The sequence below is a fragment of the Actinomadura spongiicola genome (assembly GCF_003432485.1).
In the GTDB taxonomy this organism is placed as follows: domain Bacteria; phylum Actinomycetota; class Actinomycetes; order Streptosporangiales; family Streptosporangiaceae; genus Spirillospora; species Spirillospora spongiicola.
Genome location: NZ_QVNQ01000001.1, coordinates 25,454 through 48,708 on the forward strand (window position 1 = coordinate 25,454; position 23,255 = coordinate 48,708).

Consider the following 23,255-nt stretch of genomic DNA (forward strand, 5'->3'; position numbering starts at 1 on the left):
GGATGCGCCACGACATTGACGGACGCGCCCCAACTCAAGGCGTTCCGCTCCCTATCGCGCGATAGGGCGGTCGCCATGGACGGTTGAAGCGCAGGTCGCGCGGACCCCGGAACTGCACCACGGACCTGATTGTTCCCGTAAAGATCATGGGGAAGTCGAGGGCGGGACCCGAACGGCTGGTAGCGTCCGCCGCGGTCACAGATCTCGTTACAGGGGAATCGCCAACCGGCGTCTTTCCGTGAAAGAGTGGCGAATCGCCGTATTGGTCTCCCGGGTTGACGCGCTTCACTACGCTATAGGCGGCCCGGGACACTACGCCGGATGGGCAGGCCGTGAACTCCCGTGCAGAGGAAGGGCGGTGTCGCATGGATCGCTGCGCGCTGTTCGTAGACGCCGGCTACCTGCTGGCCGACGGCGCGATGGCGGTGCACGGCACACGTCATCGCGAGACCGTCTCGTGGGACTTCGGCGGCCTCCTCCAACTCCTCGGCGACCTCGCCAGAGAACGCACCGGCATGCCCCTGCTGCGCTGCTACTGGTACGAGGCGACCGTCGAGGGCCGCCGCTCCCCCGAACACGACGCGCTCGCCGACCTGCCCGGCCTCAAACTGCGGCTCGGCCGCATCCGGCCAGGTCGCCGCGAGGGCGTCGACGCCGAGATCCGCCGCGACCTGATGGCGCTCGCCCGCAACGGCGCGCTGACCGACGCCGTCCTGGTCAGCGGCGACGAGGACCTCGCGCAGATCGTCGCCGACGCCCAGGAGTTCGGCGTCCGCGTCACCGTCGTGCACGTCGCCGTCGACGGCAACTGGACGATCTCCCGGGTGCTGCGGCAGGAATGCGACGACCTCATCGAGATCGGCTCCAGCCACCTGCGGACCTACGTCAACCTGCTCACCGGCGTCGACGGGACGGCCGGTTCCAGCGCCGGTGCGGGTCCCCTGTCCAACGGCCATGGCCCCAACGGGCACGGCGGCGCCCTCGGCACGCTGCAACCGGCCGTCAACAACGGGCCTCCGCCGTCGTCCCCGATCAGCGGGCGGCCCTCGACGACCGGCGCGCCCGCCGTCCGGGACCTCGGCCCGGCCATGGGCGGCGGATCCCTCAACCCGGGGTCCACCGGAACGACGACCGGCGGCACCGGCGTGGCCACCGGCCCGATGCAGCTGCCCGGCGGCGTCCCGTCCTACGGGAGCGGCGCGCAGCAGTCGCCGCTTCAACCGACGTCGGCGGCCGGACCGTCCACCACCCAGTCCCCGGCCCCCGCCGCCCCGCCCGCGGCGCCACCGAGCCTCGGCTCGCAGTACAGCCCGTCACCCGTCCCGGCGCCGTCCCCGCCGCCACCGCCGCAGACGATGCAGCCGCAGGGCCCCTACACCGGCCCGCAGCAGGTCTCGCCCGCCCCCGTCCAGCAGAGCGCGCCGACGCTCGCGGACGCCGTCAAGGCCGCCCACCAGGAGGGCCAGGACTTCGGCGAGTCCGTCGCCAGGGACGCGCCCGCGCTGTGGCTGGAGGCCGTCCTCGCCCGCAAACCGCGAATGCCGTCCGACCTGGAGGCACGCCTCCTCCAGGGCTCCTCACTCCCGATCGACTTCCTCCTGCACGACGAGGTCCGGCACGCGCTACGCCGCGGATTCTGGGACGCCCTCGAACGTTCCCGCAGGTGAGCCGACAGGTACGCACCGGTATTCCACGATCATCAGTGATTCGCCCGCTTCGGTCGCACGGTGACGGGTAGCGTTGAAGCGTGACGCATGTGACGGAAGACGATCTCGACGACCTGGAGTTCGACACCCTGCGCACCGGCGATCACATCTCGGCGGCCCGCCGGCTGTCCGAGCTGGCCGAGTCGGTGTCCGGCGGAGTGTCACGCGCCAACGTCCTGCTGCGCGCGGGTGAGCAGTGGCAGCACGCCGGCGACCACGGCAGGGCCGCCGAGCTGTACCGCAAGGCCATGGACGACGGCGGCGAGACCTACGGCGACCCGCGCGCCTACCTGGCCGACGCGCTCTTCGAATTGGACCGCGCCGACGAGGCCCGCGCCCTCGTCGAGCAGATCCGCGCCGACCAGCCCCGCGACCCCGAGGTCTACCGCACCGTGGCCGAGGTCCTCTACGCCCAGGGCGACGCCACCGGCGCCCACGAATGGGCCACCAGCGGCGCCGACGTCATCCTCGCCCTCCGCGACCGCGCCGTCGGCACCGGCATCGGCGGCGGCCCCGACGAGCAGCCCACCCCCGGAGCCGACACCCTCACCCCCGGCCCGGACGACGTCGCCATCGCCGAGGACAGCCTGGAGGCCCTCCTCCGCCTCCGCTACCGCGCCCGCATCGACCTCGGCCGCAGCGAAGACGACTACGACGCCCTCCTGGACGACCTCCTGAAGAACTAGCCGCCGGCGTGAGACCCGCCTGCGGTGCCCCGGGGTCGGCCCCTTGGACGAACACGACGAACGTCCGCCGCTGGGCCGTGTCTCACGGTGACACCCGGCCGGAACTCGCTGACGGCCCAGCCGTGACATGAGCCGTCAGGCGACCGCTCCCGCGGCACCCGGAGGCCCTGGTGCCCTGCCGGAGCTGCGGCCGAAGACGGGCAGGGCGGCGCCAAGGAGTTCCTCGACGCCGACGCCGAGGTGCCGCGTCTCCGCCATGGCAACACGACGGTGCGCGCCGCCGGTACATCCCACGGCCAGCGTCACGTAGTGCTTGCCCTCACGGTCGTACCCGTCCGCGAGGCGCGCAGGTCCGCCCTCGCTGTCGGCACCGCTGTCGCGCAGGGACAGAGAGTGGTCGAGGTTCGAGTTCGGTCACCTGCCAGCCGCGGAGGCGGGCCTCTCTGAACGCCAAGTCACGTGCGGAGCAGTCCGTATCGGTTTAACCGAGGTCGGCCCTCATGACGTAGAAAACGCAGAGGCGGTGGCCGGGGACGGGCAGGGGCAGGTCGGGTGGGGTCAGAGGGTTGTGAGGAGTTTGCTCAGAGACTGGGGGAGGGTGGTCGGGGCTTCGGGTTCGGTCACCTGCCAGCCGCGGAGGCGGGCCTCTCTGATCGCCTGGTCGTGATCGGGGGCGGTGTCGCGGTCCGTAGGGGTCCGGAGGTAGCCGCAGGGCGCCTCCGGCCAATCTGGGGGCATGGGGAGGTCGTTCTCGGGGTCCGGGTGGCGTCCGAGGCGGGGGAGGTCGGCGTCGATGAAGACGTAGGCGGCGATGGGACGGTGCGCGGCGCGCTGGGCCAGGGCGATGCCGGGGAGGAGGGGGCCGGCGGCGCCGTGCGCGGCCAGGGCGAGCGGGGGCGCGGGGTCGGTGGCGGTGATGGTGAGCGAGGCGCGGGCGATGTAGCGGGGGCCGGTGGCGTCCGGGACGTCCGGCGCGACCACGTCCAGGCCGTACGAGCGGAGCATCTCGGGCAGGTCGCCCCAGGCGGCGGCGGTGGCGTTCGGCTCGTGCAGCAGGATCATCGTTCCCGGCGTCATGCGGGCACCGTACCCGGGGCCGCATAGGGTCTTCACGTGAGCGATCGTGATGAACTGCTGCGGATGATCAAGGACAGGGCCGTGGTGCACGGGGACTTCGTGCTCTCCTCGGGGCGCCGGGCGTCCTGGTACGTGGATCTGCGGAGGGTGACGCTGGCGGGGGCGGCGGCGCCGCTCGTCGGACGGGTCATGCTGGACGAGACCGCCGACCTGGACTACGACGCCGTCGGCGGGCTCACGCTCGGCGCCGACCCGGTGGCGACGGCGATGCTGCACGCGGCGGCGGCCCGTGGGCGGGAGCTGGACGCGTTCGTGGTCCGCAAGGAGGGCAAGGCGCACGGGTTGCAGCGCCGCATCGAGGGTCCGGACGTGGCGGGACGCCGGGTGCTCGCCGTGGAGGACACCTCGACGACGGGCGGCTCCGTCCTCACCGCGGTGGAGGCGCTGCAGGAGGCGGGGGCGGAGGTCGTGGCGGTCGCGACGATCCTGGAGCGCGGCGCGGCCGAGCGGATCGCCGAGGAGGGCCTCGTCTACCGCCACCCCTACGACGTGGCCGATCTCGGCCTCGGCTAACCCGCGTCCCGACGTGGCCTCCAGTCCCGCACGCGAGCGCGTGATCGCGCGGTGAAGCGATGCCGCAGGCCAACGGAGCCGGGCCGATCGCCGAGCGAACCCGCGTCCGCCCATGCGCGGACACGCGGTAGGCCGCCAGGTGACCGAAGCGGGCCAGGACCGCGAAAAAGCCAGGCGCGTTTCGATGTGGCCTCAGCCCGCACGCGAACGCGTGATCGCGCGGTGACGCGATGCCGCAGGCCAACGGAGCCGGGCCGATCGCCGAGCGAACCCGCGTCCGCCCATGCGCGGACACGCGGTAGGCCGCCAGGTGACCGAAGCGGGCCAGGACCGCGAAAAAGCCAGGCGCGTTTCGATGTGGCCTCAGCCCGCGCCGAACGCGTTACCCGCCCGGTGCAGCGACGCCGAAGGCGAGCGGAACCGGGCGGATCGCGAAGCGATGTCGCGTTCGCCCCAGGGACGGTCACGCAGCGAGCCGCCAGGCGAGCGAAGTGGGCCGGTCCTGAAAAAAATAGGTCAGTCGCGGGCGTTCACGAACCAGGTGGCGCGGCGTCCCTCCGGTTTGGCGGGTTGCAGCTCGCCGTAGATGACGACCTGGAGCGCTCCGCCGTTGGCGGCGACGACCTGGAGGGGCGCCACCTCGTACTGGCGGGTCTCGCCCGAGTTGAGGGTGCCCTTGGTGAGGATCTTCCCGCGGGTCCCGGCGACCTGGACCAGGACGTTGGTCGCCTGGCCGGTCACGCGGATGACCAGGGGAACGACCGTCGCCTGCGTCTTCGTGATGTCGGCGGACGGGGTGTCCTTGACGGGCGGCGTGCCCGCCGACGACGGGCCGGTCTTCTCGGGCTCGCCGGTCACCGCGTTGACCAGGGCCACGCCGCCGCCGATGAGAAGGGCCAAGGCGGCCGCGACGGCCAAAGCCGCGATCAGTATGCGCGCGAGACCCCTAGGGTCCGACCGATGACGTCCCACATGGGGAGGTTAGCGATAACTGTCACCGCTGAGCGACGGACGTGACTCTTCGGGGCCATTCTTATTCGGACCCTGGTCCGCTTTGCGCCCTTTCAGGACTTCTCGGACGATCGGGATGACCGACAGGACGAGGATCACCGCGACCCCCGGCAGGATGAAGCGCTCGATGCCGGGCACCTCGGCGCCGAGGAAGTGGCCGATCAGGAACAGGCTGTCCGTCCAGACGACGGCGCCGACGCAGTTCCAGACGAAGAAGCGGCGCGTGTCCATGCCGAGCATCCCGGCGAGCGGGTTGAGGAACGTCCGGACGATCGGGATGAACCGCGCCAGGACGACCGCCTTGGCCGGGCCGAAGCGGTTGAAGTAGTACTCGGCCTTCTCCACCCACTCCTGCTTGAAGATCCTGGAGTCGGGACGGTCGAACAGCCTGCGCCCGTAGCGGGCGCCGAGGAAATGCCCGAGCTGGGCCCCGGCGATGGCCGCGATGGGCCCGCCGACCAGCAGCCAGGGCAGCGACAGGGGCTGGAACTCCTGCCCGTGGAGCGTGGAGACCGCCGTGAGGATTCCCGCCGTGAACAGCAGCGAGTCGCCCGGCAGGATGCAGCCGAACAGCAGTCCGGTCTCAGCGAAGATGATGGCGAGGACGCCGATGGTCGCGAACGTGCCGAACAGTTCCAGCCACGCGGTCGGGTGCAGCCACTCGGTGATGCTCAGAGGCAGGGTCAAGAGATCCACCCAGCGAGCGTACCTTTCCCCACGCTCCGATTAGGCGGGATACTGGACGTGGACGGCACGCCCGGCCCGGATGACGTGACCAGGGCCCTCACCCTGGGTAGGCGGACGTCCGGGTGCTACCGCCCGCTGGATGCCCGGCGGCACATCTGAACACCTCCATCCTCGGCGTCCGCGGCGGGGAGGCTCCGGCGGCGAGGCCGGATGGAGGGTTCACTCCGTATGAAAGGACGCTGACCAATGCCCATCGCAACGCCCGAGGTCTACGGGGAGATGCTCGACCGAGCGAAGCAGGACGGCTTCGCGTTCCCCGCGATCAACGTGACGTCCAGCCAGACGCTGAACGCCGCGCTGCGCGGTTTCGCCGAGGCCGAGAGCGACGGGATCGTGCAGGTGTCCACCGGCGGAGCCGAGTACCTCTCCGGTTCCTCGGTCAAGGACATGGTCGTGGGCGCGACCGCGCTGGCCGAGTACGCCCGGGTCGTGGCCGCCAGGTACCCGGTGAACATCGCCCTGCACACCGACCACTGCCCGAAGGACAAGCTGGACGGCTTCATGCGTCCGCTGATCAAGATCTCGCAGGAGCGGGTGGCGCGCGGTGAGGAGCCGCTGTTCCAGTCGCACATGTGGGACGGGTCGGCCGTCGAACTGCACGAGAACCTGGAGATCGCCGCCGGGCTGCTCGACGAGTGCGCCAAGGCCCGGATCATCATGGAGATGGAGATCGGCGTCGTCGGCGGCGAGGAGGACGGCGTCGCCAACGAGATCAACGAGAAGCTGTACACGACGCCGGGCGACGCGCTGGCCACCGCCGAGGCCGTCGGCGTCGGCGAGAAGGGCCGGTACATTCTCGCGGCGACGTTCGGGAACGTGCACGGCGTGTACAAGCCGGGTTCGGTGAAGCTGCGGCCCGAGGTTCTCAAGGAGATCCAGGACGCGGTCGGCGCCAAGTACGGCAAGGAAAAGCCGTTCGACCTGGTCTTCCACGGCGGTTCCGGCTCGACGCTCGAAGAGATTCGGGAGGCGGTGTCGTACGGCGTCATCAAGATGAACATCGACACCGACACGCAGTACGCGTTCACCCGCCCGGTCGCCGATCACATGTTCCGCAATTACGACGGCGTGCTCAAGGTCGATGGCGAGGTCGGCAACAAGAAGCAGTACGACCCGCGTTCGTGGGGCAAGGCCGCCGAGGCCGCGATGGCGGCGCGCGTCGTCGAGGCGTGCGAGAACCTCCAGTCCGCGGGCCGGAAGCTGAAGTAACACCGCGTGAGCGCGTCGGCCCATCGGGACGGTTTTCCCGTGGGCCGACGCTCCGCGGCTGACTCGATTCTGACGCTGAGTCATGGGGCGAAGATGATCACAGAGAGAAACGACATCTCACCCTGAGGTCACCTTAATAGTGATTTCCTCGCATCATGTGGTGCGAGTGGGCTTCTTGGGTGTATGTAGGGTGAGCCGATTGTCCGGACGATCCCCATGTGGACGGACACCTCATGCCGGTCCCGGGAGCGTGAATGCCCAGGTTGTCGCCCTCCGCCGACGCGTCCGACCGGCTGTTGGTCAAGGGACTGCACGACGGCGACGACAGGGCGCTCGCGGCACTCTATGACCAGTACGGCGAGCGCATTTATGACTACGCCCTGTCAATGTCCGGTGATGAGAAAGTCGCGGCGGACATCGTCCATGACACGTTCATCGACGCGTGCCGCCGCGCGCCCCGGATGCGTGACCGCCTGTATCTGAGTTCCTGGCTGTACGGGGCGGCCCGCCGCCGCTGCATCAGGCGCGGCCGGGCCGAGCGCCTCTTCTGGGATCGGGACGCCGAGTTCTCCGACGTCCCGTTCCTGAACGACGCCGAGCCGGACGACGCCGCCCCCGAATGGCCGCCGCCGGACGAACTCCACGGCCTCCTGCGCGCCTGCCTGGCCCGGCTCGCGCCCACCGAGCAGGAGATCATGCTGCTGGCGTTCCGGCACGGGCTGCGCCCCGCCCGGCTCGGCGCGACGCTCGGCCTGTCGTCACGGCGGGCCGCGCTGCGGGTGCGCCGCGGTCGGGCGGAACTCGAAACGGCACTCCGCAAGGAGATCGACCGCGCCGACCGGGCCTGCGCGGCGACCGAGGCGACGGTGGCCGAGAGCGTTCCGGACGAGCCGCGCTCCACGGCCGTCGCCGTCCTGGCGGCACGCACCCCGGCCAAGAAGGAGGCGCCCCCGCCGCCCACCGCCGAGCCACCCGCCGGTGGACGGCTCCCGGACGCCGACGAGGCGTCTTCCCCCACGGACCCGTCCACGGAACGGCACGTCGCCGACTGTCCCGCCTGCCTGCGACGCGGCCGGGTGACCGTCACGGCCCTGCTGAGCCGGGCGCCCGCCCCGGTGCTGCCCGCCGCGCTCCGCCACCGCGTCATGCACACCGCGACGGACCCGGAACTCGCCGGATACCGCGCCGACATCGCCGCCCGGGGCGGCACCCTCACACCGTCCGGGCTGCCGTCCCAGCCGGACGTGCCGTCGCCGTTCACGCGCCGATGGCTGTTCACCGGCGGGGCGATGGCGGGCGCGCTCGCCGTCGCGCTCATCGCCGTGTTCTCCATGGGGACGGGCATCGGCGGCGACCCGCTCTCGTGGCCGCCGTTCCGCACGGACCCGCAGCCGTCCATCACGCACGAGTCGCCGGACGGGTCAGGACCCGGCAGACCCGCGGCCCGCGCGCCGGGCGGCGACCCCGATGGCGGACCGGGCAGCGGCGGGCCGGGCCTCAATCCGAATCATCCGGGCCAATCCCCCGCCGTCCCGCCCACCGACGACCAGGCCCCCAAGGACCCGAGCAGCCCGGCGCCACCCTCGTCCGACCCACCGCCCGATCGGCCCGGCGTCCTGGTCGTCGGCCCGGGAAAGGTCGAGTTGTTCGGCAAGAAGACCGCCGACGTCTTCCTCTCGGCCAAGCAGGGGCCCGTGCAGTGGACGGCGACGTCGTCGACCGACAACGTCGTCCTGTCCAGGACACAGGGCGACATGCCCGAGAACGGCGAGACCCAGGTGACCCTCACCCTCCGCGAGGCCGTCCTCAGACTCCCCGGACGAGCCACCCTCACCTTCACCGACGCCGTCGGCGAGCCGCACACGATCGCCGTCGTCTGGGGCGCCAGCATCCTCTGACCGCCCCCCGGAACCCTCGGCGGCCTGTCCGGCCTGAGCCCGCCCTCAACCCGGCCAACGGCCGCCCCGCCGCTAACGGCCGAAAGACCGCGCCGACCTCGACGAAGTCCTCCCGATCCGGACGCCAGGGAAGGTCGGTCCGCCACTTATGCTGCGTTCAGGACGGCTGCGGACAGTGGCGGGCACACCCGCAGTGGCTAGGGCAAACGGAGCATGTATGTACGAACGTCGCGGAAGGCGGAACCAGGGCACGGACTTCGAGGGCCGTGCCCTTGCCCGTCCCGACGAGGAGGTCGTCGACCAGGGACTCGGCTTCGACCTTGATACCTTGCTGGGTCGACGCCGAATGCTGGGACTGCTCGGCCTCGGAGCGGCCGGTCTCGGCCTCGCCGCCTGCGGCGGCGGAGACGGCTCGTCCTCCGGCTCGTCCTCCGCGTCGGCGGGCACTTCGTCCGGCGAGATCCCGGACGAGACCGCCGGCCCCTACCCCGGCGACGGCTCCAACGGCCCCGACGTCCTGGAGCAGAGCGGCATCATCCGCAGCGACATCAGAACGAGTTTCGGTACGGCGAACGGCACCGCCGAGGGCGTGCCGATGACGATGGAACTGACCGTTTCCGACCTGGCCAGGAACGCCGCGCCGTTCGCGGGAGCGGCCGTCTACGTCTGGCACTGCGACCGCGACGGGGCGTACTCCATGTACTCCGAAGGGGTCGAGGAGGAGAACTTCCTGCGCGGCGTGCAGATCGCCGACGGCGCCGGGAAGGTGAGGTTCACCAGCATCTTCCCCGGCTGCTACCCCGGGCGCTGGCCGCACGTCCACTTCGAGGTCTACGCCACCCGGGCCGACATCACCGACGCCACGAAAACGATCGCGATCTCGCAGCTCGCCCTGCCGAAGGACGCCTGCGACAAGGCGTACGCCCAGCCGGGGTACCAGCGGTCCGTCCAGACCCTGGCAGAGATCACCCTGGAGACCGACCTCATCTTCAAAGACGACAAGGCCACACGCCAGATGGCCACCGTCACCGGCGACCCCACCGGCTACACCGCCTCACTCACCATCGCCGTCGACACCCGAACCACCCCTGCTGTGTCTTAGCAGGCCCGGCCCACTCCGCTCGCCTAACGGCTCGCTACGTGACCGTCCCTGAGGCGAACGCGACATCGCTTCGCGATCCACCCGACTCCACTCGCCTCCGGCATCGCTGCGCCGGGCAGGTCACGCGTTCGCGTGCGGGCTGAGGTCACTGTGCTGATCGCAAGACCGGCCCACTTCGCTCGCCTCGCGGTTCGCTGCGTGATCGGGCCTGGGCGAACGCGACATCGCTTCGCGATCCGCCCGGTTTCGCTCGCCTTCGGCATCGCTGCGCCGGGCGGGTGACGCGTTCGCGCGGGGCTGCGGCCACGTCGAAACGGCCCTACTACCAGGCCCGCGTTCGCGTCGACGCTCGCGGGGTCGGTTGTGTTCGTCAGGGGGATCTGTGGCGGCGGTAGTGGCGGGCGACGCGGGTGCGGTTGCCGCAGCGGTCGGGGGAGCACCAGCGGCGGCGCGGGTGGGCGGGCAGGAAGAGGAGCACGCAGTCGTCCGCCTCGCACTGGCGGATCTTGGTGACGGCCGGGTCCGTCAGCAGCGCGGCGGTCTCCTCGGCCAGCCAGGCGATCAGTTGGGCCGCGGGTGTGCCGATGCGGTGGCGTGCCGTGGTGATGGCGGAGCCGTCCCAGCGCAGTTCGGTGACGGCGGGAGTGACCCGCAGCATCTCGTTGAGGGCGTTCAGGTCGTCCGCCGGTGGTGGCGTGCCGTGGCGGGCGTGGTCGATCAGGCGGGACGTGTGCTCGCGAAGTCTCCGTACGTCGGCCAGGTCGGCGTCGGCGCCCAGGACGTCCACCTGTGGGAAGCGGGTGGCCTCCCGGCGGAGCCAGGTGCGTAGGTCGTCGCTGGTGGTGAGCAGGTCTCCCACGGCGGTGCGGGTGTTCACCAGATCCAGGGCGGGCGGTTCCCCGATCAGGGGAACGAGGTCACTCATGCACTAATGCTACATGGATGGGCTGATGCGTTAGGCTAATGCCTCTGATCGAGGGAAAGGCATTAGCATGACTTCTGTCGTCGCCCGTATCGTTCACCGGCACCTCGACGTCGACGGGGTCCGCGTCTTCTACCGCGAGTCGCTGCCCGAGCGCCCCGACGCACCCGTCGTGCTGCTGCTGCACGGCTTCCCGTCCGCGTCGCACCAGTTCCGGCGGCTCATCGATGTGCTCGGCTCCCGCTACCGGCTGATCGCGCCCGACTATCCCGGGTTCGGTCACACCGAGGTCCCCGCCGGGTTCGTCTACTCCTTCGACCGGCTCGCCGATGTCACCGAGGGGTTCGTGCGGGGGCTCGGCCTGGCGCGCTTCGTGATGTACGTGTTCGACTTCGGCGCCCCGGTCGGCTTCCGGCTCGCCGAGCGGCGTCCGGAGTGGATCGCGGGCCTGATCGTGCAGAACGGCAACGCCTACGAGGAGGGCCTGTCGGACGCGGCCCGCGAGTTCATCGCGCTGCGTCCCGGCACGCCGGGTGCGGAGGAGACGATCCGCGCCCTGCTGACGCTGTCCGGCACGCGCGGCCAGTACGTGACCGGCGTCACCGACCCGGAGCTGGTCGCGCCCGACGGTTGGACGCTCGACCAGCACTTCCTCGACCTTCCCGGACGCAAGGAGGCGCAGGTCGCGCTCGCGTTCGACTACCACTCCAACGTCGAACGCTATGACGCCTGGCAGGCCTGGCTGCGCGAGCACACTCCGCCGACGCTCATCGCCTGGGGTGCGCGCGACCCGTTCTTCCCGGCGCCCGGCGCCCACGCGTATCTGCGCGATCTCCCCGCCGCCGAGCTCCACCTGTTCGACACCGGCCACTTCGCCCTCGAAGACCACCTGCCGCAGATCGCCCCCCTGATCGCCGACTTCACCGACCAGATCATGACAGAGCGCGGGGGGCGTCCGCGCTCTGGCTGGTCTAGTTGGGAGGTGCGGCGAGGTACCAACTCCCATCGCGTCTGCCCATATACAAGGTCTCGGACAACCTGATGCCTTCACCCGTGCCGGTAATCTGGACCTTGGCTTCGTCGGGCCCAAAATCCTGAATCACCTGAACATCACCGAGCTTGATGGACTTACTCCCGTATCGGCGGAGGAAGGTCTTGACCTCGGAATCAGCTCGGTCTCTGCTGTCCGGGTGATAGAGCTTGCGCAGCTCGTCCTGGTCGCCGTGATTGAGCGCCGATACGTAGGAATCAGCCATGGCACGAGGACTTTCGGCGCCGCCGTCGTCCCTCCACATCCAGAAAGCGACAGCAAGTGCGGCCACGACCACGAGAGCGGCGGCGGCGACAAGCGCCTTCCGGACGCGGAGTCTGCTGGAACTGCTCACGGCTCTCAGTGTGTCACTCCATGGTTCCGCGCGGGTACCAGGTCGCCTTGCGATTCTCTGCCAGAAGTCGAGAAAGCTTCTTGTGGCGAGTGTTGCGAGTGTGGTAATTGAGGAGACGTTCCCCGCCCTTGAGCCAGTTGACCACGATCATCGTGTGGTCTTTGCCTCCGCCATCCCAATCCGCCTGGAGGAGGTCTCCCGGGGTGAGAGCCCAGACGTTTCTATAGGAGAGCGTGCGGTAGGCCCAGAACAGGCCCCAATTCTTGGCCGCAGCCCAGGTGAAGCTGGTGCTCTTGGTGGTACGACCGTAGAACCACTTCTTGTTGTTCTTGCGGTTGGACGCACCAGAGCCGACGTACGGGTAGCCGGCGTGTCGTTGCGCCTGTGAGACAAAGTTGGTGCAGTCGTTTCGGTACACCCGGTATGCCTTGTTGGGCTTGATGACATACTTCTCGCCGTACCAGATGATGTGCTTCTTACGAGCCGCAGCCGCAGCACTGGTCGCCGGGAGAGCCCGGTCGCTCGGCCCCCGAGCCGTCGAGGCCGGTGCTTCCCGCGGATCAGGGGCCCCTACCGTTTGACGGCCGTCATCGAACTGCGTGGGAACCTCGGCGCCGTTCGCCTTCTCGGTCGGGCGAGCCTCATCCAGCTGCCAGGCCGATCCGGAATAGCGGAACGTGAGGACGTGGTCCAGCGCGTACTCCTCATAGTCGAGCCCCTGAGCACGTTCCTCCTCGGTCGCACCGGCATAGTAGAGCTTGGTGTGCTCCTGGACCCTGAAGATGGCCTTCGTACCGGCTACGCGAAGACCCAGCGGAGTGATATCCACCTGTGCGTGAGAGTTTCCGCCGTCTAGTCGGACGTACATCTGCCGCCGCTGCTCGAGTCGTCGGCCGTCGGCCGCCCGCTGCGCCTGGAATCGTCCACTGGCAGCGATCTGAGCCTTCGCTTTCGCCTCGGGAGGACGCGTGAGCCGATCGGCACGCTCCTGGTAAACGGCCTGCGCGACGGCGGCCAACCTGGCTCGATCAGGGGCGGGCGCCGCGTCCGCTGACGTCGGATCCGAAGCATGGGCAGGCGAGATAAGTGCTTCCGTGATCAGTAGGCCGCCGATCGATGCGGCTAACAGGCGTCGTGTGATTTTCATCGACATCATCCCCCGAACACGTGATCAACTATTGGACTATCGACGGTACCCAGACGCTGCATCGGCGACAAACCGGAAAATTACTAACAACAGGCCGAACCCTCTGTAGCGTGGCCTGTTATGGGAGTGGCCGTTTCCGGCCAAGGAGTGCACGGATACTCACCATTACTGACCGTCTGCGCTGCTAGCACTCCGGGTGGCCACACAATGGTCGGCTGACCAGTGGCTGCACTCCTCCGTCACACCGGAGCGCAGGCGAGAGCACCGGTGGGTTGGTCAACTTGGCGCATGGCATTTGCGGTGGTTGTCGGTGGTGGGAGCGTGGCCTCTGAGTGGGGTTTCCGGGGCTCGATCACGGTGACCTTGGTGTTGCTGGTGGTGGCGCTGATCGTGCTGTTGCCGCCGCGGGCGTGGCGGGCGGACACGTTCGGACGGCTGTGCAGGTGAGTGCTGGGGATCGTGGGCGGTGGACTGGTGGTCACGCTCGTCCTCGATCCGAGGGGGTGCTGGCGGCGCTGTTCGTGGCGATCGTGGGCTGGCCGGTGGTGACGCTGGCCGCCGTGGGTGTGGGGGTGTGGGCCGTGGGGTCCGGTCTTCGGCCGGGGAAGGTGGCGCCACGCGCGACGTGGTCGCGGCTGGTGTGGACATGGCTATTGGCGCTCTAGGCCCTGTACGGCTACGGCTTGACGAGCATGGGGGCCGTGGGCGGCAAGGATCCCGGGGACGCCTGCCCCACGAGCTGCGGCGCCGACTCGGTGTCCGGGTTCGTGAATCCCCTGCTGGTGGTGGCCGTGCTGCTGCTGGTCTGTGGCATTGGCGCGGTGGCGGCGCGGCTGCCGTCGGACGGGCCCGAGTAGCCTTCGGTGGGACATCGCCCCTGGTCAGAGCAGTGTTCTGCAGTGCAAAATGATGTGTTGCAAATCTGGCGTGGGGCTCGGTGCCCGTCTTAACCTCCACGGCAAGGGCGGGAAGGCCCGGTAATCGGGCGTTTGGACGAGTTCGTCCGGATGCCTGGTTCGCCGGGCTCACCCCGGGACGGTGCCGCGACCCGCGTGACCTCCGTTGTCCCGCCCGGAACGCCGGGACCCGTAGCGGGTCCCGGACAGTCACGAGGAGCACCCCCATGATCGGTAGGTTCACGCGCGCCGCCGTGGCCGTGACGGCGCTCGGCGCACTGGCCGCCACCGCCGCGTGCGGCGTCGACTCCGGCGACGACTCGTCCGGCGACGGCGACGGCGGCAAGTCCAAGGCCCTGAAGGTGGGCTGGTCCACGATCTACCTCACCCCGTCGTGGATGCAGCAGACCGACAAGATGATCAAGGACGATGTCGCGAAGCTGAAGGGCGAGGGCAAGATCGCCGACTATCAGGTGTTCAACGCCAACGGCGACACGTCCCAGCAGATCGCCCAGATCCGGGCCATGATCCAGCAGAAGTACGACGTGATCCTGGTGGACGCGGGTTCGTCCACGGCGCTGAACCCGGCCATGGAGCAGGCGGTCAACGCGGGCATCACCGTCGCCAACTTCGACAGCCTGGTCACCTCCGAGAAGGTCGTGCGCGTCGGCACCGACCAGAAGGAGTGGGGCCGGATGATGGGCCAGTGGCTCGGTGAGAAGCTCGGCGGCAAGGGCAAGATCATCGCGTTCAACGGTCCGGCGGGCGTCGCGGTCAGCGAGGAACGCTGGCAGGGCGCGCAGGAGGCGCTGAAGAAGTTCCCCGACATCAAGGTCGCGGCGAACGTGCACAGCGAGTACAACCTGGCCCCCGCGGCCCAGGCGTTCGCGTCGGCGTACTCGGCGAACCCCGACATCGACGGCGTGTTCTCGCAGGGCGGGGCCCTGTCCGCGGCGGCGCTGCAGACGCTGGTCAAGCAGAAGAAGAAGATGGTCCCGATCACGGGCGAGAACTACAACGGGTTCCTGAAGCTCTGGAAGGAGCAGAAGGCGAACGGGTTCTCGTCCCTGTCGACCGCGCAGCCCAACTACCTCGGCGTGATCGCGCTGCGGGCGGCGGTGGCCAAGGCGGGCGGGGCGACCGTGCCGAACCAGATCATGGTCCCGCTGCCGAAGATCACCGACGACACGCTGGATCAGTACGTCAAGGCGGACCAGCCGGACGACTCGTACCCGATCCAGCCGATGCCGCAGCCCGAGATCGACAAGCTGATCGGTAAGTAGCGGTGGCGCTCCTGGCCGTCGAGAAGGTCTCGAAGTCGTTCGCGGGCAACCGGGTGCTCAACGAGGTGAGCTTCGACGTCCGCGCGGGCGAGGTGCTCGCCCTGGTCGGTGAGAACGGCGCGGGCAAGAGCACCGTGCTGTCGCTGGTCACCGGTCTGCTGTCGCCCGACTCCGGGCGCGTGCTGTACGACGGTGAGCCGCTGCGGTCCTGGTCGCCGCACCGTGCCCGCGAGGTCGGGATCGGTTCGGTGCACCAGGAGCTCAGCCTCAACCCGCACCAGACCGTCGCGGAGAACGTGTTCCTCGGGCAGTGGCCGGCGCGGCGCGGGCTGGTCCTGCGCCGCGACCTGGCGAAGCGGGCGCGCCCGCTGCTGGAGCGGGTCGGGTTGGACGTCGACCCGCTGACCAGGGCGGGACGGCTGCCGCTCGGGCAGCAGCAGCTCGTCGAACTGGCCAAGGCGCTCGCGTCGGGGCCACGGCTGCTGATCCTGGACGAGGCCACGTCCGCGCTCGACGACGACCAGGTCAGGAGCGTGTTCGCCGTCGTCGACGAGCTGCGCGCCGCCGACTCGTCCGTGATCATCGTGAGCCATCGGATGGCGGAGCTGTTCGCCGTCTCCGACCGGCTGACCGTGCTGAAGGACGGCGAGGTCATGGCGACCCGCGACCGCGCGGAGACCGACCATGACGACATCGTCCGGCTGATGATCGGGCGGGAGCTGTCCGACCTGTTCCCGCCGAAGGCGGGCGAGGGCAGCCCCGTGGGCGCGGAGATCGCCGCGATTCCGTCCGAGGCGGAGATCGCCGAGGAGAAGAGCGCCGCCGGAGTCGCCGCGGAGAACACGATCCCCGTTCTCACCGGCGCGCCCGTGCTCAAGGTGCGGGGGCTGACCGTGCCCGGCGCCTGCGAGAACGTCGACCTCGACCTGGACCCGGGACGGATCATCGGTCTCGGCGGGCTCCAGGGTCAGGGGCAGCGGGCCGTGCTCCGCGCGCTGTTCGGGCTCGTCCGGCACAGCGGGCGGATCGAACTGGACGGGCGGCCCGCCCGCCTGGCGTCCCCCCGCGAGGCGATCCGCGGCCGGATCGCCTACGTCCCGGAGGACCGCAAGGTCGAGGGCCTGCATGTGGCGCAGAACGTCCGCGCGAACCTGTCCCTGACCAACCTCGGGGTCGTCACCCCGGGGAAGCGGCTCCTCACCGTCGACCGGGGCGCCGAGGCGGCGCTGGTCGACGATCTGGTCGAGCGGATGCGGATCCGGGTCACGGGCCCGGAGCAGGAGGTCCGGAGGCTGTCGGGCGGCAACCAGCAGAAGGTGTCACTGGCCCGCTGGTTGCCGTCCGAGCCCCGGGTCCTGCTGCTGGCGGAGCCGACCCGCGGCATCGACGTCGGCACCAAACGCGAGATCTACCATCTGCTCCGCAGGCTCGCCGACGGCGGCATGGCGGTGCTGGTCACCTCTGGAGACACCATGGAACTGGTCGGCCTGTGCGACGAGGTCGCCGTCATGTACGAGGGCGCGGTCGTGGAACGGCTGGCGGGCGAGGACCTGTCCGAGGAGCGGCTCGTCCGCGCCTCCGTCACCGGAGCCGAGGCCGCCCCCCGGAAGGGGGCGGGGACGCATGCCTGACCGCGTCGCAACCACGCTGCGCGGCAACCTCGACGTCGTCGGGCTCGGCGCGCTGCTCGTCGTGCTGCTGGCCGCGTACCGGCACTACGACTCGGAGCTGTTCACCCCGGCGTCGATCACGATCCTGTCCGCGCAGTTCCTGCCGCTGATCCTGGCGGCGATGGGGCAGAGCACGGTCATGCTCGCGGGCGGCATCGACCTGTCGTTGGGCTCGGTGCTGGCGCTCGCGATGGCGGTGTTCGCCGTCCGTGCCGAGGACGGTGTCGCGGTCGCCGCCGTCCTGGCACTGGCCGCCGCCGCGTCGACCGGGGCCGCGAACGGCGTGCTCGTCGCCTACGCGGGACTACCGCCGATCATCGTGACGCTGGCCGCGTCGTTCCTGTGGGGCGGCGTCACGCTGGTGGTGTTGCCGAAGCCGGGCGGCAGCGTTCCGGCGGGGCTCGTCGACGCCTACAACAACGGCTGGAACGGGCTGGCGCTGCCGTTCGTGGTGATCGGGCTCGTGCTGCTGCTGTGGAAGACGGTCCGGACGACCCGGTTCGGGCTGTCGCTGTACGCGGTCGGCGGCAACGAGCACGGCGCCTACGCCAGCGGCATCGGCGTCCGCAAGGTCAAGATCGGCGCGTACGCGCTGGCGGGCGTGTTCGTCGGGCTGGCCGGGATCGGCCTCGCCGTCCAGACCGGGTCCGGTGACGCGACGATCGGCGCCCCGTACACGTTGAACTCCATCGCCGCGTCGGTGCTCGCGGGGGTCAGCTTCTTCGGCGGCATCGGGCAGATGCGCGCCACCGTGCTGGCCGCGCTGCTCATAGGGCTGCTGACGAACCTGCTGCTGTTCACCGGCCTGTCGCCCTTCTACCAACTGATCATGCAGGGGGCGGTGCTGATCGTGGCGATCGCCGTGAAGACGTTCGCGACCCGCGAGAGGACGGACTGATGACCGCGTTGCCGCGTACGGCCTCCGTTCCCCGCCGTCTGACGGGGACGCTGCGGGAGAACCGCGCCGCCTGGGCGTTCGGCGTCCTGCTCGTGACGTGGATCGCCGCCGTCCTGTTCGCGAAGGGCTTCGACAGCGTCTCCAGCGTCCGGTACCTGGTGCAGACGGCCGCGTTCCTCGGCATCGTCGCCGTCGGGCAGACCCTCGTGGTCATGATGAGCGGCATCGACCTGTCGGTGTCGGGTGTGGTGGCGCTGTCGGCGGTGGTGTGCGCGCAGGTCGCGGCCGGTTCGGGCGGGACGACGGGCATCGTGGTGGCGCTCGTGGCGAGCGTCGTCGTCGGGCTCGCCAACGCCGCCGGGGTGACGTGGCTGCGCGTGCCTCCGATGGTGATGACGCTGGCCACCGGCACGATCGTCGCGGGTTCGCTGCTCGTCTACACCAACGGGTCGCCGAAGTCGGCGAAGGTGTCGCTGCTCGGTTCGCTCGCCAACGACCGGGTCGCCGGGGTGCCGCTGGCGTTCCTGCTGTGGCTCGGCATCACCGCCGTCGCCGTGTGGCTGCTGCACGCCTCCCGGATCGGACGGTACGTGTTCGCGCTCGGCAACGGCGAACGGGCGTCCCGCGCGTCGGGGGTCCCGCTCGCCCGGACCGCGTTCATCGCCTACGGGGCGTGCTCGCTGCTCGCAGGGGTGTCCGGGCTCGTCCTGCTCGGGTTCACCTCCACCAGCTCGCTCACCATGGGCAACCCGTACCAGCTGCTGTCGATCGCGGCGGTCGTGCTCGGCGGGACGTCCATTCTCGGTGGGCGCGGGCACGTGCTCGGCACCGTGGCGGGCGCGCTGATGTTGACGCTGCTGACCGCGCTGCTGGCCTCGTGGAACGTGTCCGAGGGCGTCCGGCAGATCGTGCTGGGCCTGCTCATCATCGGGCTTCTGCTCGCCTACGCGAGGGAACGGCGGACCTGATGTCGGCTTCGGGGGAGTTGCTGCGGGAACTGGTCGGCATCGCGAGCGTCAACCCGCGAGGCGGGCCGGTCGACGCCGCGTCCGGGATCGGGGAGGCGGCCGTCGCGGAGTACGTCCGCGACTGGCTCACGGCCCGTGGCGTGCGGGCCGAGCTGCGGGAGGTCCTGCCGGGCCGTCCCAACGTCGTCGCGACCGTGCCGGGACGCGATCCGCGCGCCGTGCTGCTGGAGTCGCACCTCGACACCGTGGAGACCGGCGGCATGGTCGTCGACCCGTTCGCGGGGACGATCCGGGACGGCCGCCTCTACGGGCGCGGCGCGTGCGACGCGAAGGGGCCGCTGGCCGCGTTCATGCTGGCACTGGCGAACCTCGCGCAGGACGGGCCGCCGCCGTTCGGGGTCGTCCTCGCCGGGGTCATGGACGAAGAACACGCCTACCAGGGGGTTCTCGGCCTGATCGACGACCTCGCCGACACGCCCGTCGTCGGCGCCGTCGTCGGTGAGCCGACCGGGCTCGTCGCCGCCACCGCGCACAAGGGCGTCGTGCGGTACACCGTCCGGACGCTGGGAACGGCCGGGCACAGCTCACGTCCGGACAAGGCCGTCAACGCGGTCACCCTCATGGCCCGCGTGATCGGGCACGTCAACCGGACCGCGCCCGACGTCCCGGCGCATCCGCTGCTCGGATCCGCGACGCGGTGCGTCACCGGCATCCGCGGCGGGGAGGGCCCCAACACCGTGCCCGGCCGCTGCGAGATCGACATCGACCGCCGCACCCTTCCCGGCGAGGACCCCCTCGACGTGTGGCGCATGGACCGGAAGGAACTGACCGCGCTCATCCCCGGCCACATCGAGGTGGACGAGCCGTTCACCCTCGACCACTCCCTCGACACGCCCGCCGGGAGCCCGGTGCCCGCCGCGCTGTCCCGGTCGCTCACGGCCGCCGGACGGGACGCGTCCGTCCACGGCATGCCGTTCGGCACCGACGCCAGCAAGCTCGCCCGCGCCGGGATCCCGTCGGTCGTGTTCGGCCCCGGCTCGATCTCCGACGCGCACTCCGCCGACGAGTCCATCGCGCTCGCCGAGGTCGATCTGGCGGCGCGCGTCATCACCGAGACCGTCCGCTCGTTGGACATCGAGGGGAGGCCGCGGTGAGGCTCACGCAGCACATCGACCTGGTCGGCAGCGGCGCGGCCGGGTTCGACCTGACCGACCCGCTGGACTGTCACGTCTACCTCGTGCGCGGCACACGGGGCGCGGCGCTGATCGACGCGGGCGCGGGGGCGTCCGCCGGGGTGCTCGCGCGGCGGCTCACCACCGCCGCCGGGCCCACCGGCGAACGTCACCTGCTGCTGACCCACGGACACGCCGACCACTCGGGCGGCGCCGCGGAACTCGCGCGGCTGGTGCCGGGGCTGTCCGTCCGCGCCGGGTCCCCCGCGGACCGGTGGATCGCCCGCGGCGAGGAGGAGAAGATCAGCCTCGACCGCGGCAAGGCGTCCGGCGCGTACCCGGAGGAGTACACCTTCACGGCGTGCCCGCAGGTGCGTCCCATCGCCGACGCGGAACGGATCGACCTCGGCGGCGGCGTCGTCCTCACCGCCCTCGCCACACCGGGCCACGCCGACGGGCACACCTGCTACCTGCTGGAGGCGTCCGAGGGGCGGGTGCTGTTCTCCGGCGACTGCGTGTTCACCGGCGGACGCATCTCGTTGCAGAACCTGCACGACACCCGGGTCCCCGAGTACGCCGCGAGCCTCGCGCGCCTCGCCGACCTGGACGTCGACGTCCTGCTGCCCGGCCACCACGAGATCTCACTAGCGCGCGGCGGGCGCCACCTCGTGGCCGCCCGCGACGTCCTCGACCGCGGACTGCTTCCGGGGAGCACAACGTGAGCCAAGACACCGGCACCGAACAGACACCGGCCACCACGAAGACACCGGGCACCACGAAGACATCGGGCACCACGAAGACATCGGGCACCACGAAGACATCGGGCACCACGAAGACATCGGGCACCACGAAGACGCCCGCCAAGGGGCCCGCGCGCAACCAGTCGTCGTCGCTGCGGCGCGCGCTCGCGGTTCTCGACTACGTCCGCGACAACGCCGACACCCGCGGGGTGACGCTGACCCGCATCGCCGAGGACCTCGACATCAGCAAGAGCACCGTGCTGCGGCTCGCCGCGCCGCTCGTCGACGGCGACCTCCTCACCCGCGACCGGGAGACCGGCTCGTTCCGGCTCGGGCACGGCGCGCTGCGCCTCGGGCAGGCTTACCTGTCGTCGCTGGACATGCGCTCCGTCGCCGCCGACCCGCTGCGCCGCCTCCAGCACATGGTCGGGGAGACCTGCCACCTCGTCGTCTACGAACGCCCCGACGTCGTCTACATCGACAAGGTCGAGAACGAGCACAACGTGCGGATGGCGTCGCGGGTCGGGATGCGGATGCCCGCCTACCGGACGGCCGTCGGGAAGGCCATCCTCGCCTGGCTCGGCGACGACGACTTCCAGGCCGTCATCGCCGGGGGGATGGAGCCGCGCACCGAACGGACCATCACCGACCCGGCCCGGTTGTCCGCCGAACTCGAACGGGTCCGCCTGACGGGGTATGCCGTGGACGACAGGGAGAACGAACCCGAGGTTCGCTGTGTCGCCGCACCGATCTTCGACCACACCGACCGGGCCGTGGGCGCGCTCAGCGTGTCCGGGCTGGCGTCCCGGATCACCCCCGCCCGGGTCCGGGAGGTCGGCCCCCTGGTGGAGCGCACGGGTCAGGAGATCTCCCGGGTGCTCGGTTCGTCCCGTCCGCATCGTCGCCGTGCCGAGAAACGAGGAGGGAAACAGCCGTGACCAGCCTGAACATTCCCGGAGAGCAGGTCGACTGGCGGACGAAGGGCATCTGGCAGCCCGGCGCTCCCGTCTCGTTCGAGGACTTCACCGCGGCGCGGCACCTCCTCTTCGACGGCCCGTTCACGTGGCCGCTGATGGTGGCGCGACGGTCCGCGCTGCGCCACAACATCGCCGCGCTCGCCTCGTTCTGCGCCGCGCACGACCTGGTGTTCGCGCCGCACGGCAAGACGTCCATGGCGCCGACCCTGTTCCAGGAGCAGCTCGACGCGGGCGCGTGGGGCATCACCGCCGCGACCGCGAACCAGGTCCTCGCCTACCGTAAGTTCGGCGTGCCCCGCATCCTGCTCGCCAACGAGCTCCTCGACCCGACCGCGCTGCGCTGGCTCGGCGGCGAGATCGACCGTGGCATGGAGTTCCTGCTGTACGCCGACTCCGCCGAGGGCGTCGCCGCGATCTCCGCGGCGGCCGGGGAACGGCCGTTCCGGGTCCTGGTCGAACTCGGCCACCGCGGCGGCCGGACCGGCTGCCGCACCATCGAGGAGCTGATCTCCGTCGCCCGCGCCGTGGCCGCCGCGCCCGGCACCGAACTCGCCGGGGTCGCCGGATACGAGGGCGGGCTGCCGGACGTCCCCGCCGCCAGCGCCTACCTCGGCGGGCTCCGCGACGCCACCGCCGAACTGTCCAAGACCGGGTTGCTGCCCCGCGACGTCATCGTCACCGCGGGCGGCAGCGCCTACTTCGACCAGGTCGCCGAGCGGCTGTCCGGGGCATGGCTGCCGGGGCACGAACTGACCGTGATCCTGCGCAGCGGCGCCTACATCACCCACGACGACGGCATCTACACGCAGAAGACCCCCTACACCCGCATTCCCGGTTCCCTGGACGCGGCGTTGGAGATCTGGGCGCAGGTGACGTCCGTCCCCGAGCCGGGTCTCGCGATCGTCGGCATGGGCAAACGGGAGGCCCCCTATGACGCGGGCCTGCCCGTCCCGCTGCGGCTGCGGCGCCGGGACGGGACCGTCCACCCGGCGAGCGGCCTGCGCGTCACCGACACCAACGACCACCACGCCTACGTCAAGGTCGACGGGCCCCCGCCCCGCCCCGGCGACCTGCTGTGCTTCGGCATCTCGCACCCCTGCACGGCATTCGACAAATGGCAGGTCATCCCCGTCGTCGACGACGACGAGACGGTGACCGACCTGATCCGCACGTACTTCTGAGAGGAAA

At 70.5% G+C, this 23,255-nt stretch carries 23 protein-coding genes and 1 pseudogene; 17 read left to right on the forward strand and 7 right to left on the reverse strand.

The annotated features are described in order from the left end of the window. Nucleotides 1-365 precede the first annotated feature (365 nt). Both D0T12_RS00120 and D0T12_RS36930 read left to right on the forward strand, forming a co-directional pair. Nucleotides 366-1,667, forward strand: coding sequence for an NYN domain-containing protein (locus tag D0T12_RS00120; RefSeq protein WP_117397194.1), 1,302 nt, complete (start codon nt 366-368; stop codon nt 1,665-1,667). A gap of 80 nt (nt 1,668-1,747) precedes the next feature. Then, nucleotides 1,748-2,392, forward strand: coding sequence for a tetratricopeptide repeat protein (locus D0T12_RS36930; RefSeq protein WP_267900380.1), 645 nt, complete (start codon nt 1,748-1,750; stop codon nt 2,390-2,392). A gap of 135 nt (nt 2,393-2,527) precedes the next feature. On the opposite strand, the pseudogene D0T12_RS37230 reads toward D0T12_RS36930, so the two are convergent. Together D0T12_RS37230 and D0T12_RS00135 are read right to left on the reverse strand one after the other, a co-directional pair. Beyond that, nucleotides 2,528-2,725: pseudogene (locus D0T12_RS37230) on the reverse strand (RapZ C-terminal domain-containing protein); the annotation flags it as partial. A 225-nt stretch (nt 2,726-2,950) separates the two neighbouring features. Then, nucleotides 2,951-3,469: a hypothetical protein gene (locus D0T12_RS00135; RefSeq protein WP_199487208.1), complete on the reverse strand. Its 519-nt coding sequence runs from the start codon at nt 3,467-3,469 to the stop codon at nt 2,951-2,953. Between the two features lie 36 nt (nt 3,470-3,505). Between D0T12_RS00135 and pyrE the strand changes: the two genes are divergently transcribed. Further along, nucleotides 3,506-4,042 (forward strand): orotate phosphoribosyltransferase, encoded by a 537-nt coding sequence (gene pyrE / locus D0T12_RS00140; RefSeq protein ID WP_117397197.1) that lies wholly within the window; start codon nt 3,506-3,508, stop codon nt 4,040-4,042. 516 nt (nt 4,043-4,558) lie between these two features. On the opposite strand, the gene D0T12_RS00145 is transcribed toward pyrE, so the two are convergent. Together D0T12_RS00145 and D0T12_RS00150 are read right to left on the reverse strand one after the other, a co-directional pair. Further along, nucleotides 4,559-4,960, reverse strand: coding sequence for a RodZ domain-containing protein (locus D0T12_RS00145; protein WP_233525757.1), 402 nt, complete (start codon nt 4,958-4,960; stop codon nt 4,559-4,561). Between the two features lie 63 nt (nt 4,961-5,023). Further along, nucleotides 5,024-5,749, reverse strand: a complete 726-nt coding sequence (locus D0T12_RS00150; protein WP_117397199.1) for a DedA family protein — start codon at nt 5,747-5,749, stop codon at nt 5,024-5,026. A 237-nt stretch (nt 5,750-5,986) separates the two neighbouring features. Between D0T12_RS00150 and fbaA the strand changes: the two genes are divergently transcribed. From fbaA to D0T12_RS00165, 3 genes are all read left to right on the forward strand, one after another. Then, on the forward strand, nt 5,987-7,009 hold the full coding sequence (gene fbaA / locus D0T12_RS00155; RefSeq protein WP_117397200.1) for a class II fructose-bisphosphate aldolase: 1,023 nt from the start codon (nt 5,987-5,989) through the stop codon (nt 7,007-7,009). A 254-nt stretch (nt 7,010-7,263) separates the two neighbouring features. Beyond that, on the forward strand, nt 7,264-8,907 hold the full coding sequence (locus D0T12_RS35705; RefSeq protein WP_199487209.1) for an RNA polymerase sigma factor: 1,644 nt from the start codon (nt 7,264-7,266) through the stop codon (nt 8,905-8,907). A gap of 217 nt (nt 8,908-9,124) precedes the next feature. After that, complete coding sequence (locus D0T12_RS00165) at nt 9,125-10,009, forward strand: dioxygenase family protein (RefSeq protein ID WP_117397201.1); 885 nt, start codon at nt 9,125-9,127, stop codon at nt 10,007-10,009. A 370-nt stretch (nt 10,010-10,379) separates the two neighbouring features. On the opposite strand, the gene D0T12_RS00170 is transcribed toward D0T12_RS00165, so the two are convergent. Then, a complete protein-coding gene (locus tag D0T12_RS00170) occupies nt 10,380-10,934 on the reverse strand; it encodes a CGNR zinc finger domain-containing protein (RefSeq protein ID WP_117397202.1) in 555 nt (184 codons plus the stop codon). Between the two features lie 67 nt (nt 10,935-11,001). Here D0T12_RS00170 and D0T12_RS00175 point away from each other — a divergent pair, with 67 nt between their 5' ends. Beyond that, nucleotides 11,002-11,973: an alpha/beta fold hydrolase gene (locus D0T12_RS00175; protein WP_117397203.1), complete on the forward strand. Its 972-nt coding sequence runs from the start codon at nt 11,002-11,004 to the stop codon at nt 11,971-11,973. Here D0T12_RS00175 and D0T12_RS34670 read toward each other — a convergent pair. After that, nucleotides 11,903-12,316: an Rv0361 family membrane protein gene (locus tag D0T12_RS34670; RefSeq protein WP_147339313.1), complete on the reverse strand. Its 414-nt coding sequence runs from the start codon at nt 12,314-12,316 to the stop codon at nt 11,903-11,905. The genes D0T12_RS00175 and D0T12_RS34670 overlap by 71 nt on opposite strands. 13 nt (nt 12,317-12,329) lie before the next feature. Beyond that, entirely contained in the window at nt 12,330-13,463 is a 1,134-nt protein-coding gene (locus D0T12_RS00180) for an amidase domain-containing protein (RefSeq protein WP_158581347.1), read from the reverse strand. A gap of 321 nt (nt 13,464-13,784) precedes the next feature. Between D0T12_RS00180 and D0T12_RS36945 the strand changes: the two genes are divergently transcribed. The 10 genes from D0T12_RS36945 to D0T12_RS00220 all read left to right on the forward strand — a co-directional run bounded on the left by D0T12_RS36945 (nt 13,785) and on the right by D0T12_RS00220 (nt 23,248). Beyond that, nucleotides 13,785-13,910: a hypothetical protein gene (locus D0T12_RS36945; RefSeq protein ID WP_267900382.1), complete on the forward strand. Its 126-nt coding sequence runs from the start codon at nt 13,785-13,787 to the stop codon at nt 13,908-13,910. Nucleotides 13,911-14,164: 254 nt separating this feature from the next. Beyond that, nucleotides 14,165-14,320 (forward strand): hypothetical protein, encoded by a 156-nt coding sequence (locus D0T12_RS35155; RefSeq protein WP_158581348.1) that lies wholly within the window; start codon nt 14,165-14,167, stop codon nt 14,318-14,320. A 266-nt stretch (nt 14,321-14,586) separates the two neighbouring features. Beyond that, nucleotides 14,587-15,642 carry an ABC transporter substrate-binding protein gene (locus D0T12_RS00185; protein WP_117397205.1) on the forward strand — a complete coding sequence of 352 codons (1,056 nt, stop codon included), beginning with the start codon at nt 14,587-14,589 and terminating at the stop codon, nt 15,640-15,642. 2 nt (nt 15,643-15,644) lie between these two features. Further along, nucleotides 15,645-17,273: a sugar ABC transporter ATP-binding protein gene (locus tag D0T12_RS00190; RefSeq protein WP_117397206.1), complete on the forward strand. Its 1,629-nt coding sequence runs from the start codon at nt 15,645-15,647 to the stop codon at nt 17,271-17,273. Continuing rightward, complete coding sequence (locus D0T12_RS00195; protein WP_117397207.1) at nt 17,266-18,210, forward strand: ABC transporter permease; 945 nt, start codon at nt 17,266-17,268, stop codon at nt 18,208-18,210. The genes D0T12_RS00190 and D0T12_RS00195 overlap by 8 nt, the downstream gene beginning before the upstream one ends. After that, nucleotides 18,210-19,178: an ABC transporter permease gene (locus tag D0T12_RS00200; protein WP_117397208.1), complete on the forward strand. Its 969-nt coding sequence runs from the start codon at nt 18,210-18,212 to the stop codon at nt 19,176-19,178. Before D0T12_RS00195 ends, D0T12_RS00200 begins: the two co-directional genes overlap by 1 nt. Next, nucleotides 19,178-20,332: a M20 family metallopeptidase gene (locus D0T12_RS00205; protein ID WP_117397209.1), complete on the forward strand. Its 1,155-nt coding sequence runs from the start codon at nt 19,178-19,180 to the stop codon at nt 20,330-20,332. Before D0T12_RS00200 ends, D0T12_RS00205 begins: the two co-directional genes overlap by 1 nt. Further along, nucleotides 20,329-21,072 (forward strand): MBL fold metallo-hydrolase, encoded by a 744-nt coding sequence (locus D0T12_RS00210; protein WP_117397210.1) that lies wholly within the window; start codon nt 20,329-20,331, stop codon nt 21,070-21,072. Before D0T12_RS00205 ends, D0T12_RS00210 begins: the two co-directional genes overlap by 4 nt. Nucleotides 21,073-21,242: 170 nt before the next feature. Then, complete coding sequence (locus D0T12_RS00215; RefSeq protein WP_117397964.1) at nt 21,243-22,028, forward strand: IclR family transcriptional regulator; 786 nt, start codon at nt 21,243-21,245, stop codon at nt 22,026-22,028. Continuing rightward, a complete protein-coding gene (locus D0T12_RS00220; protein ID WP_117397211.1) occupies nt 22,025-23,248 on the forward strand; it encodes an alanine racemase in 1,224 nt (407 codons plus the stop codon). Before D0T12_RS00215 ends, D0T12_RS00220 begins: the two co-directional genes overlap by 4 nt. Nucleotides 23,249-23,255 lie beyond the last annotated feature (7 nt).